The sequence below is a fragment of the Priestia sp. JV24 genome (assembly GCF_025910025.1).
Lineage (GTDB): Bacteria > Bacillota > Bacilli > Bacillales > Bacillaceae_H > Priestia > Priestia megaterium.
The window spans coordinates 82,678-95,955 of the sequence record NZ_JAPCIN010000016.1; the positions used below are offsets into that span (position 1 = coordinate 82,678).

The window sequence follows — 13,278 nt, forward strand, 5'->3', positions numbered from 1 at the left end:
ATTTTCTGGTAAGTTTCTCATTTAGCTTTATAAACTCTAGAGAACCTAAAAAGGTTGACGTTAATCTTATTTAAGAGCCCGATGCTCTTTTAAAACACGTATAGACTTTAAGTTAAGGTCTTCAGCACCTTGTACAGGAAGACCGGCTTCTATATTTTTTTTAGTATATAGCACATTCTCCTCTGTAATGATTTCACCAGGGATAAAAATCGGTATACCTGGTGGGTAAACCATCACAAATTCAGCAATAATTCTTCCAATTGATTCTTCAAAGGGAACCACTTCTGTTTCCGCATAGAAAGCATCCCTAGGTGTTAAAGCAAGTAATGGAATTTCTGGCAATAGAACATCAGTATTTATATCGGTATCTGATTGATGCTTAAACTCTCTCGAAAGTTCTTTTAAAGCATGGACAAGTCTTAAGACATCCTCTTCCTTGTCACCTGGTGTGATAATGCAAAGAATGTTATAAAGATCAGACAGTTCCACTTCTATATTAAACTTCTCACGAAGCCATTTCTCTACAGCATACCCTGTAACACCCAATTCTTTCACTGAAATAACAAGTTTTGTTGGATCTATGGCAAAGGTTGCAGATGTACCTAAAATTTCACTTCTTGCGCAATAAAGGTGCTCTATTCTATTAATTTGATTACGGGTTTTTTCTGCCATACGAATAGTATCTTCTAGTAATGCTTGTCCTTCTGTTACTAAGGATTTTCTTGCTGTATCTAGTGAAGCAAGTAATATATAAGAAGTAGAAGTTGTTGTCAACATACTTAAAATAGCTTGTATACGTTCTGTCGAAACAAGTGTCCCCTGTACATTTAATATAGAACTTTGTGTCATTGACCCTCCTAGCTTATGCACGCTGGTAGCTGCCATATCAGCCCCTGCTTGCATCGCAGAAGGAGGCAATTCATTATGAAAATGAATATGCACACCATGTGCTTCGTCTACAAGTACAGGAATATTATAGGAATGAGTAATTTCTACAATCTTTCTCAAATCCCCCGCGATTCCAAAGTACGTAGGATTAATAACAAGTACAGCTTTAGCATCTGGATGTTGTTTTAATGCTTTTTCAATAGATTCAGGCGGGACCCCATGTGAAATACCAAGGTCGGGATCTACCTGAGGGTGAATAAATATAGGTGTAGCACCTGAAAGTACAATTCCACTCATAATAGATTTGTGTACGTTACGAGGCACAATAATTTTATCGCCAGGCCCACATACAGACATAATCATTGCCATAATCACACCACTTGTACCTTGGATAGAAAAGAATGTATGATCTGCACCGAATGCTTCAGCCGCCAAATTCTGTGCCTGTTTAATAATTCCCCTTGGCTGATGTAAATCATCCAACGGAGCAATATTAATTAAATCGATAGAAAGTGCATTTTCACCGATAAATTCCTTGAATTCAGGGTCCATTCCATTTCCTTTTTTATGACCTGGAATATGGAATTGGATTGGATTTTTTTTTGCATGTTCTAGTAGTGCTGTAAATAATGGAGTTTGAAATTGAGAATACAATCTTTAATACACCTCTTAGTTTATCTAATGTTGTTTTTAATTATATGTGCAATAGACGTGTAATTTTTTCTTTAGAAAGTGTTTGTCCCACAAAAAAAGAACCAAATTCACCGTAACGGGCACTTACTTCATCAAACCGCATTTCATATATTAATTTTTTGAACTGAAGAACGTCATCAGCAAATAACGCTACTCCCCATTCAAAATCATCAAAACCAACCGAACCTAAAATAATTTGTTTGACTTTTCCAGCATAACTTCGCCCAATCATACTATGACTTCGCATCATCTGATTACGTTCTTCTATCGGTAGTACATACCAATTATCGTTCTCTTGACGACGTTTATTCATGGGGTAGAAGCATATATATTTAGTGTCAGGTAAGATAGGATATAACCGTGCCTGAATATTAGGATTCTCGTATGGATTTTCACCTTTAGCTAAATAATTACTTAGCTCTACTACAGATACATAAGAAGTAGCTGGTACCATATGCTCAGCTAATTTAGTCTTATTCAAAGAATTTTCAATATCATTAAGTTCTTCCATATTTGATCGAAGGAACATCAACATGATATCTGCTTTATGGCCAGTAACCTGGAATACACCAAAGCTACCTTCTTTTTTATGTTGAGTGATATGCCATTTTTCTCTCACCTTTATAAATTCATCAAGAGCAACTTGTCGTTCGTCAATAGGTAGTAATTTCCATGTTTTCCAATTTAATTTATAAAAAACTTGCAGACAATACCAGCCATCTAAAGTTTGAACTGACTGACTCATAATTGTCTCACTCCTTAGCTAAATCTTTAGCGCCTTTATATATTAGATTAAATAGCTCCTCTATTTCGTGTTCTTCTACACAAGAGAAAGCAACTCTTAAATCTGTTGAACTTATCGCAACAGTGCCTACCCCATATTGGTTTAATAAGTGCATTCTAAGCGCCTCTGCATTTATATTTTTAAGCTGTAAACACATGAAGTAACCAGAATTAAACGGATAATAAGACCAGTAATCATTATATTTTTTTTGACTCAATACTTCTTTTACTTTTTTAGCTCTTCGTTCCATCAATTGAAATTTCTGCTGTTTCTCTTTTTCAAATTCATGTGACTGCAGAGACTGTAAGATAACAGTTTGGGATAAATGAGAACTACTTGAAATAGTTCCCCGTATAAGCCCTACTGTTTTTTGCGCCAATGCATCTAGAATGCCAGAACTAGGGGAGGCATACGTAATGAAACCAACTCTTAGTCCCCAGACATAATTTTCTTTTGTTGCTCCATCCACCTTGATAGGCAAAATGTTTTGATGTAGACCAGCCAATTGACCAAATAAAGATTCTTTAATAGAGTTTTCATAAAATAATCCGAAGTAGGCATCATCTAAAATAGCAACAATACTAATCCCTGATTCAGCTGCTTCATTTAGAACAGCAATAATTTCTTCAGCTTCCTTGGCGTCTGGTGTATAACCTGTAGGGTTGTTAGGGAAATTTAAAAGTACAATAGCTTTACCTTTTGATTTTTGATTTAATAAGATTTCTTTAAAAGATGAAGTATTGAATCGTCTCTCCTTATTAAACAGTTGATAAGTTAATAAATTCGCCCCTCTTCGAACATGAAAGATTGATTGATAATTCCCCCAGTATTTATCCGGTACGATTACAGAATCCCCTGGATTTGCAAATAAATCCGCCGCAATACTAAGACCATGAGTCAAAGCGTTTGTGACAATTGGAAGTCCAAAATTTTGATGATGTAAAGATGGATTATCCAGTAGTAATTTTTCATTCCATAACTCTCTCAATATTTGCTTTCCAGCTGGGGGAGCATATGGATAGATATCTTCAGGAGCATATCCTATAAAATGATCTTGTATATGTTGAAAATGCATAGGTTCATGTTCTTCAGTTGCAATCCCAATCGTGGCATTAAATCGATAAGCTCGCTTGCTTGCTTCAGCACTTTGACTCAAAATACCTTTCTGGTTATATAAGTTTTTACCTAAGCCTGACAGCATGTCATAAATAAAAGGATTTTCACTTTTTATTACGTTGTTTAGGTTTTTAGCAATATCGTGCATGAAAACTTCCCCCTTACAAATAAAATTATTATTAACACGTCTCTTGTAAAACTGAAGCCATTGCTTTAAGTAAAATATCATTTTCTTTTGGCTTACCTACTGAAATTCTGATATATTCCTTCAGTCCCCATGTGTCTCCGTACCGAACGATAATTCCTTTAGAAAGAAGTTCTTCGTAAACGTCTTTTGCTTTTGGTCCAACCCTAACAAGTACGAAATTACTCATGCTCTCTGTATAAGATAATCCAAGTTTAGGAAAGCCTTCATACAATTGTAAGCGCCCTAGTGTGTTGGCTTCTTGGGAGGCTTCAACATGCTTATCATCATTTATGGCTGCTGTGGCAGCTGCTTGAGCTAAAGTATTAACGTTAAAGGGTTCTTTTACTTTTAGAATATTTTGGACAATAGCTTCTGGCGCAAGTCCAAAACCAATTCGAACGCCTGCAAGACCATATATCTTAGAAAAAGTTTGTAATACAATAATTGGATAGCCTAATTTAACATATTCAATTCCATCTGTGTAATCATCAGCTGTCGCGTAGTGACTATATGCTCCATCAAATACAACTAATACGTGCTTTGGTAAAGAATCTAGTAATATGTGTAAATGATTTTTTGATAAGTAAGTACCTGTTGGATTATTTGGAGAACAAAGATAAACAATTTTTGTTCGTTGAGTCACAGCTGAAAGAATGGATTCAACATTATATTGGTAGTGTTCTCCCAAAGGGACACCCACAACTTTAGCTCCCATTAAGTAGGCACCAAAGTCATACTCACTAAAAGAAGGAGAAGGAACAATGATTTCATCGTCTAAGTTCAAGAACGTTTCAGAAATCAAAGTAATTAATTCGTCAGCTCCATTTGTCACAATAATTTGCTCTGGTGATAGATTAGAACGAACAGCAATTTGCCTCTTAAGATCTGTAGCATTCGCGTCTGGGTAACGGTTAATTCCTGTTAGGCTTACTAAAATAGCTTCAAGTGCTTTAGGAGACGGACCTAAAGGATTTTCATTAGAGGCTACTTTAATTACTTGGTCTAGCCCTAACTCTTCTTGTACTTCCCAAATAGGTTTGCCTGGCGAATATGGCTGAATGTGTTCTAATACTTTACGTGCTTGGATAGTTTGATGAATGGACATTTTTAAAGCTCCTTCTAGAAAATTTACTCATTTTAAATTCATAAATAAGTGACAATTCACTTCGTTTTTAAATAAAATTATCTTTAAACTAATTTTAATGTGAAGTAATTCACATAATTTTGAAAGATATACTTTGGAACATACTTAACATAAGTGTGAGCGCAAGTTAAATAAAGCTCTCGCTAGAGTGATATAAGCTAAATAAACAGGCTTTACTATCACTCGATATAATCTATAGTTCCCTTTATTTCAATTCAGTTAGACTCCTGTAAATTACTTTGGGAAGGAGCGATAGTAATTAAACATTTATGGCCTTTCTTTTTATAATAAAGAATATAAATGAAAAAGAACCATCCAATTATGAGTTAATTTAACCAACCACTTTTTCAAAATCCCTTTTCAAAATTAATATTTTCGAGAAAAAAAATGACTCATGAATTTATCATGAATCATTTTGGCCTTTATATAATTTCTACGTGGCATATTTATTGGCTTGATTAATACTTTACATAAAAATATTATTGAATCAAGCCAGTGTTCATCTGAAAAATAACATGCTTAAGAAAATTTATGTGTTAGTTACGCTTTTTAATGCATCTGCAAATCTAAGAATACCTTCTCTAATTGATTCAACTTTTTCTCGTCCAAAAGTGAAGCGTACATATCCCTTTTGGGAACCAAAAATAGTCCCTGGAACAAAAGCTATGCCTTTCTTTAGCGATTCTTCGAGCAGACGCCCTTCATGGATTGGCTTATTTATTTTACACCACATATGGATCCCACCATTTGGCATATAAAATTCCATTTCATCACTTAAAAGTTCATGAAGACTTTTAGCTAGTTCATCTCTTTGAAGTTTAAGGTTTTTTCTAATAGTAAGAATATGCTCGGAAAAATATGATGAACTTAAAAATTGGTTTGCAACCCATTGTGGAAAAACACTGTGTCCAAAATCAACTTGTTGCTTAGCATCAGCGAGTCTTTGAATCACTGACTGAGGACCTATAATCCAACCAATTCTTAGCCCTGAGGCAACAATTTTGGATAAAGAACTAATATAAAGAACATTTCCATTAGAGTCCATTGACTTCAATGTTTGATTCACTTCTCCATCAAAAGTGGTCAACGTATAAGGGTCATCCTCAACAATAGGAATACCTAATTCAGATGACAGTTCTAATATTTTTTTACGACGAGGTGTAGAAAGAACCGTCCCTGTTGGGTTTTGATAATCAGGATTTAAGAAAATCATTCGAATGCGATGCTTTTTATGCAATGATATAAGATCATTAGGATTCACTCCGTCCTTATCTACAGGTAATAAAAAAGTTCGAAGCCCTGCGGATTGAAAAATAGGAAGAGAAAAGCAATAAGACGGATCCTCAATTGCCACAGCATCCCCTGGCTTTAATAAGCACTGAACAATAAGGTGAAGTGCTTGTTGTGCACCCGAAGTAATAAGAATAGAAGAAGAATTTGTATCTATATTTTTATACTGTTTTACATGTTGAGAAATCGTTTCCCTTAAAAGTTCATTCCCCTGAGGATGGTCATATCCTAAATTCTCTATGAATGGTTGTCGAGAAAGAATTTCACGAAATTGAATAGTTGGAAATAAATGAGATGCTAACTCACCACTTGCCAAATTAATAAAATTATCTTTTTGTGTTTCTGTACGAATTTTTTGAACTAACGGGAGATTAGGTAAAAATGAACCATCTTCTACATATCTTCCCCAATTTGGAATTCGTTTGTGAGAAATTCCCCAAATGTTTGTACTTATACGTGTTCCACTACCTTTTTTTCGCTCAACAATGCCTAAAGAGTGTAAGTATTCATACGCTGATATAATAGTACTTCTATTTACTCCTAATTCACTCGCAAGTGCTCGCTCTGATGGTAACGTACTATCCGGAGAGAAGATTCCTGTAGCAATTCCATGTTCTATATAATGAGCAATTTGTTTATAAATAGGTTTTTTATCTGAACGATCTGGTTTCCAATCCATTTTTACTTCATCCTTACTTTTAGTTCTCTAGTAAATCCCTACTATATAATAATTAGTTTGCATAAAACCGAGACAGTTCTATAATCATAGCACCCATTCTTTCCTTTTCTGGAACAATTATTCTTTGAATCCCTTCTTCCTTTAATGCCTCAGCTGTTACTTTCCCCACTGCAACAGCTACAACTTGTTCCTTAAATGCTTGCTGAATTTCTTGGTGATAATCATGTTCTTTAGCAAAATCAAAAAGAGATCGAACTTGAATAGCTGTGGTAAAGCAAACTGCATCTATTTCATTGTTGATTAATTCATTACATAGTTTCTTTACAATTTCTGAATTAGGAGCAATATGTTGATACGGTAAAACTTTAAATACATGGGCTCCCCTATCTTCAAGAAACTTAATTAATCTAGGCGCCTTCTCACCGTGAAGTTGTACCATGACTTTTTTTCCTTTAAAATCGAACTTCTCTAAAGAGTGTAGTAAGCTTTGAGTGGTACCATCCTCATCTGTTGCAACTGGATTAATGTCCATTTTTTTTAGGGTAGATAATGTTTTGTAGCCCCTCGTTGCTACATTAGCATGACGAATCATTCTAAGAAACTCAGTTTGAATACCCAACTCTTCAGTTGTAGTTAAAAGTGTCTCTACTCCAATTCCTGTCGTGAAAATGGTCCAATCTACTCCGGCACTTATAACCTGTTGTAATTCTACTTCTAATTCCTTTTTTGCTAAAAATACAGTTCCTTGAAGAGATCTTATAATAGGAGTTCCACCTTGCTTTTCAATTAACATACTTATTTCTTCTGTTTTACGCGACGCTCCAATAGCTACGTGTTTAGCTGATAATTTCTTTGTCACCTGTTTTCCTCATCTCATTTCAAATTCTCTGTCTTTAATATTTACTTTATACTGTCTTATTCTCTAAAATTATTTAGCCTTTTATTTCTATATTAAAGACTTTATAAGAAAAATAACCATCCAATTTTACTTTTAATAAGCCATCCACTTAATATATGTCATTAGTTAGTAATTTCACGAACATACCAAATCCCTCTTAAATAAGGTGAAACTATAAAGAAGAGACAGGATTAGATTCCTGTCTCTCCTTTATTTTACATATGAAAATTAGCACCATCTGTAGTTGCCTTGACAATGCCTGCACGAATAACGAAGTCCCCAAAGTGCTCTTCCTCATTACGCTCCTTTGCGTAATGAGAAAGAAGTATACGTAATTCGTTTAAAATCTCTTCTTCTCCAATATTTTCACGATAGATTTTACTTAGACGACTACCGTCAAAGGCTGCACCGAGATACATATTGTATTTGCCTGGTGCTTTACCGATAAACCCTATTTCACCTAATGCATGACGGGCACATCCATTCGGGCACCCAGTCATACGAATCGTAATTTCTTCATTGCGCAAGCCATTTTCATCAACAATAACCTCGATTTTATCGAGAAGAGTTGGTAAATAGCGTTCGGCTTCTGCCATTGCCAAACCACAGGTTGGGAGTGCTACGCATGCTAAGGAACTACGACGAAGTGCTGTAAAATACTTACCGTCTGTTAAACCATATTGTTCAATCAACTCGTTAATTTCTTTCTTGTTTGATACATTAGCAATGACTAGATTTTGATTAGCAGTTAAGCGAAAATCCCCGGTATGGACCTTAGCAATTTCCCGCAAACCAGTCATTAGTTTATAGTCTTCAAAATCCCCAATACGACCACCCTCAACAAACAGAGTGAAATTCCATTTTTCTTGTATACCTTTTGTCCATCCATAACGATCACCGTTACTATCAAATTTATACGGCCTTACCTTATCTAATGACCAGCCAAGGCGATTTTCTAACTCATTCTTAACGGTTTCTAATCCGAGGCGGTCGACTGTATATTTGAATCGGGCATTTTTTCGTTCAGAACGATTACCATAGTCACGCTGAATTGTAATGACTTTCTCTGCTACATCATAGATTTGTTCTGGCTTACAAAAACCTATTAATTTTGCAAGTTGAGGGTATGTTTCAGTGTCACCATGGGACATTCCCATACCACCACCAATAGCTATATTAAAACCTACTAGTTTCTCGTTTTCAACAATGGCAATAAGTCCAATATCTTGTGAGAAAACATCAATATCATTAGACGGTGGAACCGCAATACCAATCTTAAATTTTCTCGGTAAATAAAGTGGACCATACATTGGTTCTACTTCTTCTAACTCAGGTGTACCAGCAACTCTTTCCTCATCAAGCCAAATCTCATGGTACGCTCTAGTACGAGGTAGTAACTTATCACTTAATTGTTTAGCCCATTCATAAACTTCAGCATGAATTTCAGATTGATAAGGATTTGGATTACACATTACATTTCTATTTACATCACCACAGGCTGCAATAGTATCCATAAGAACTGAATCAATTTCTTGAATCGTTTTTTTCATATTCCATTTTAGAATCCCATGCATTTGAAATGCTTGGCGTGTTGATAATTTTAAGGTTCCATTGCCATACTTTTGTGCAAGTTCATCTAAGACCAGCCACTGTTTTGGTGTCGCCACGCCGCCTGGTCTTCGGACACGTATCATAAATTGATATGCCGGTTCAAGTTTCTGTTTTTGACGTTCATTGCGTAAATCTCTGTCATCCTGTAGATAGCTTCCATGGAATTTCATCAAACGATTGTCATCATCTGAAATCCCTGCGCTAAGTGGTTCTAGCATTGATTGTGCTAGAGAGCCACGCAAATAGTTACTCTCTCTTTTGATACGTTCTACATCACTTGGTGGGCCATTTGGCGCTTTTAATATTTGATTCACCATATTGAAAACTCCCTTCCATTTAAGTAGCCTGTCAATCACGTAGTGACGTTTTCTTTGTTTAGTTTCAATATACCCCTCTCTTTAAATAATAAAAGAAAAGGAATAAAATGGACCATCCAATAAGGAGATGTTTTTACCAACCACTTAAAATGAAGTTCTAAAAATAGTGAACTCCTTACAGGGAAATTAACTGATTAAGTTTTTAGCTTTGGTTCAAGTATCATTGACAAAGACAGAAAACCTGCATGGTCCATTCAGCTCAAAACAACCGATATATAAATTCAACTTTGTTTTGGCCATCCCTCTCTTTGTTGTTAGTGAGAAAAGTTGTCTGAAAGATAAATTTTAATTCTGAAAAAATAAAAATAAGGGATTTAAGAATGGTGTTAAGTCACCATTCTTAAATCCCTATTTTCGTTATTTTACTAATTTAGATTTGATCTGTACTTCTTTTTCTGTATCAGGATAAATTAGAGAGAACACAATGCCAACAATTAAGCAAATAAAGAATGTTGCAGCTTTTGCAGATACCATTGCTTCAAGTGGTGAAAGTGACCAACCAATTGCACTAACAAATCCTATAATAATCGTTGCGATAACACCAATACCTGAAACACGCTTCCAGAAGAAAATTAATAAGATAATAACTGAAAAAGTATTTCCAATACCCGCCCATGCAAAGGATACAAGACTATAAATAACAGAGCCGGATTTAAGCGAAATAATGACACCAACGATACCACTAATAACGGCTACAAGGCGTGAAAGGTGAACTAATTTTCTACTTGAGATATTCCAACGTAGTGTTTTGTGAATTATATCCTCACTAATGGAAGTAGTAATAACTAATAATTGTGATGAAGCAGTAGACATAATTGCAGCTAAAATGCCCGCAACGATTATCCCTGCAATCCATGGTGGTAAAATTTCGAATACCATGTGAGGTAAAATCATCTCTGGATCATCAATTGTTCCTTGTTTGTATAAAGTTGAAGCAAAAATTGCAGATGAAAAGGCACCTACGTAGACAATCAGCGTCCAGATAATCGCCATGTTTCGACCTGTAACACGTTCTTTTTCAGTGGTAATTGCCATAAAACGAGAGCTTAATTGAGGCTGACCACCTAACCAGCCAAAGAACCATGAGAGATTTGTAAATAGCATAGCTCCTAAGGCAACTCCATTTAAACCACCAACCCAGCTATCTGCACCATGTCCCATATTAGCAAGCTCAGTTGAAATACTTAATCCTTGATTTTTAATCTCCATGAAAGCTGCAATTGGCACGATAATGAATGAAGCAAGCATTAAAAAGCTTTGAATAGTATCTGTCCATACGACAGACATAAATCCACCCATGCAAGAGTATGCAATAATAATTGCAGCAATAATAATTGTTCCCCATGTGATATTAAAACCAGAAAACGAATAAATGGTTTTTCCCATACCTGAAAATTGGGCAGCTAAATAACAAACAAAGAATAATACCAAAACACCAGAAGCTAACCAACGAATAATATCTGCATGTTTAGGGAATTTAACAGCAATATAGTCTGTCAAACTATTCACCTTATATTTTTGCTGTTCTGTCATAAAACGTTTTGATAAAAATAACCATGAAGCAATAACTCCTAAAAACATTCCAGATAAAATCCAAATACCCGATAAGCCAGCTACATAAATAAATCCAATTGCTCCTAAAAACATATAAGCTGATTCTCCGGTAGCACGCTCAGAAAATGCAAGCGCCCAGCCAGGAAGCTTGTTTCCTCCTAGAAAATAATCACTGTGCGACAAATCCTTCTTGCTAAAATAAATACCTATTGCAAGCATAGCAATTAAGTATATAGCAATCTCAATATATACAACAGTTTGCATAACATTTTTCCTCCATATAATCAAAATAAACAATACCAATTGGTTTTATCAGATATTATGTCGGAAATTTTTATTTGTCAATAGTTATTTTACAAATGTGAAGCGAAATATTTAGCTATTTCTACAAATTTTAAAGCACCTGGAGAAAGGTGAATATTACGTTTGTGAGCAATTCCAACGCGTCTAACATATGATTCATAAAAATTTTTTTGAACGAGGTTATTAGGTGCATGAATCAATAAAGAAGTCGGCATAATCGAAATACCTAAGTTTTCATTTACCATCGTCAAAATTACCTGATCAACAGATAATTCATAAACAATATTGGGAAAAATCTTACTTTGAGATAAAATACGTGAAACATCACGATCAATTGTACGTTTTGGCATAATCCATCGTTCATCTTTTAATTGTTCTAGGTAAAGTTTATCCTCACTTGCTAACCTATGTTCTTTTGCCATAATACAAACGAGTTCATCACTAAAAACAAAATCAAATATAAGATTTTTTAAAGATGGGTCTACTAAGAAACCAACATCCACAACTCCATTATTTATCCACTCCTCAATTTGATCATAATCTCCCTCCATCAATCGGATATTTAAGTTAGGATAGTATTGTTCAAAATAAGCTAATATTTTAGGTAATAAAACAAGGGATACACTTGGAAGGGTACCAACGGATAAGGAGCCCCCGATGAGATTCTTTAAATTAGACACTGTGTTCTCTAGATGCTGTTGTTCTTGTAAGATTTTTGAGATATGTTCATAAACTATTTTACCTTCATTCGTCAAAACGATATTATTTCGATTGCGGACAATAAGAGACAGATCTAATTCTGCTTCTAAATTACTAATAGCATGACTAATAGAGGACTGTGTGAGATTCAACTTTAAACCCGTTTCTGTAAAATTACCTGTATCAATAAGTGTATGAAATGCAATATATTGAGCTAATGTAGCCATAATAAACTCCTTGTATTAATTTTTTTCATATTACTTTACAAAAATATTCATTCGATTTATTTTAGTCTACCCTCTATAATAAAATAAAATCCAAGTAAATCAATACGAATTTTAGGAGAGATAGAGACTATGGAAGAAGAAAAATTAATGATGAAGGCTTTATCTATGGATATTATTACAGCCAAAATGTTCACTGAACTGCATCTCTCTATTACAGAGGAATATGGTGAACATGGACGTGAATTAGTTCAAAAAGGGTTAGAGGTTTTTGGTTTAAAAGATGCTGAGATAATGGCGAAAAAGGCAACGGCAGAAGGTGAAAACCATACTTTCTTTGAATATTTACCACAAATCGTTGAAGGAGAAGAGAAATTTGCTGATTTGACAACATACGCACGTTTTTCAAAAATGTTTGCACAAATTGCAAAACAAGTTGTTGATGAATACGGTGAGCAAGGCGAACAGGTAATTATGCGAGCAGTAGAACGCTTTGGCAAGAAACGTGGTGAAGGTATTGCACAACGTGCTCGTACAAACGGTTTAGAAAATTCTGTTGAAAATTATCTAACGAACTATGATATGGGACGTAGTGATTTATTTGAAATTGATACAACTTACAAAAAGAATGAAGTTGAACAAACATTTACCCAATGTCCATTTGGTCAACAATGGGCGGATGACAATATGGGTAAATACGGTATTCTTTATTGTAAAGTAATAGATCCTTCCATTGCAAAAGGATACAATAAAAATTTTGAAGTTGTACATGATCAATTCGTATTACGTGAGGGTCAATGTCATTTCCAATTTCAAATGAAAGAGTGAGTA

At 34.8% G+C, this 13,278-nt stretch carries 10 protein-coding genes; 1 reads left to right on the forward strand and 9 read right to left on the reverse strand.

The window, feature by feature from the left end; translation table 11 throughout:
• Positions 1-66: 66 nt before the first annotated feature.
• The 9 genes from OK414_RS12865 to OK414_RS12905 form a co-directional block, all read right to left on the reverse strand.
• Positions 67-1,542, reverse strand: coding sequence for an aminotransferase class I/II-fold pyridoxal phosphate-dependent enzyme (locus OK414_RS12865; protein WP_263045791.1), 1,476 nt, complete (start codon positions 1,540-1,542; stop codon positions 67-69).
• A 40-nt stretch (positions 1,543-1,582) separates the two neighbouring features.
• Positions 1,583-2,326: a hydrogen peroxide-dependent heme synthase gene (gene hemQ / locus OK414_RS12870; protein ID WP_263045792.1), complete on the reverse strand. Its 744-nt coding sequence runs from the start codon at positions 2,324-2,326 to the stop codon at positions 1,583-1,585.
• A 7-nt stretch (positions 2,327-2,333) separates the two neighbouring features.
• Positions 2,334-3,629 carry an aminotransferase class I/II-fold pyridoxal phosphate-dependent enzyme gene (locus OK414_RS12875; RefSeq protein WP_263045793.1) on the reverse strand — a complete coding sequence of 432 codons (1,296 nt, stop codon included), beginning with the start codon at positions 3,627-3,629 and terminating at the stop codon, positions 2,334-2,336.
• 31 nt (positions 3,630-3,660) lie between these two features.
• Positions 3,661-4,773 carry a histidinol-phosphate transaminase gene (hisC, locus tag OK414_RS12880; RefSeq protein ID WP_263045794.1) on the reverse strand — a complete coding sequence of 371 codons (1,113 nt, stop codon included), beginning with the start codon at positions 4,771-4,773 and terminating at the stop codon, positions 3,661-3,663.
• 568 nt (positions 4,774-5,341) lie between these two features.
• Positions 5,342-6,781: a PLP-dependent aminotransferase family protein gene (locus OK414_RS12885; protein ID WP_263045795.1), complete on the reverse strand. Its 1,440-nt coding sequence runs from the start codon at positions 6,779-6,781 to the stop codon at positions 5,342-5,344.
• 52 nt (positions 6,782-6,833) lie between these two features.
• Complete coding sequence (locus tag OK414_RS12890; RefSeq protein ID WP_263045796.1) at positions 6,834-7,640, reverse strand: uroporphyrinogen-III synthase; 807 nt, start codon at positions 7,638-7,640, stop codon at positions 6,834-6,836.
• A gap of 254 nt (positions 7,641-7,894) precedes the next feature.
• Positions 7,895-9,607, reverse strand: coding sequence for an assimilatory sulfite reductase (NADPH) hemoprotein subunit (gene cysI, locus OK414_RS12895; RefSeq protein ID WP_263045797.1), 1,713 nt, complete (start codon positions 9,605-9,607; stop codon positions 7,895-7,897).
• Between the two features lie 417 nt (positions 9,608-10,024).
• The gene (locus tag OK414_RS12900) at positions 10,025-11,485 is read right to left on the reverse strand and encodes a sodium/proline symporter (RefSeq protein ID WP_263045798.1); all 1,461 of its coding nucleotides are present in this window, start codon (positions 11,483-11,485) and stop codon (positions 10,025-10,027) included.
• Between the two features lie 89 nt (positions 11,486-11,574).
• Positions 11,575-12,450 carry a LysR family transcriptional regulator gene (locus OK414_RS12905; RefSeq protein ID WP_263045799.1) on the reverse strand — a complete coding sequence of 292 codons (876 nt, stop codon included), beginning with the start codon at positions 12,448-12,450 and terminating at the stop codon, positions 11,575-11,577.
• Between the two features lie 129 nt (positions 12,451-12,579).
• On the opposite strand from OK414_RS12905, the gene OK414_RS12910 reads away from it, so the two are divergent.
• Complete coding sequence (locus OK414_RS12910; protein ID WP_263045800.1) at positions 12,580-13,275, forward strand: L-2-amino-thiazoline-4-carboxylic acid hydrolase; 696 nt, start codon at positions 12,580-12,582, stop codon at positions 13,273-13,275.
• Positions 13,276-13,278 lie beyond the last annotated feature (3 nt).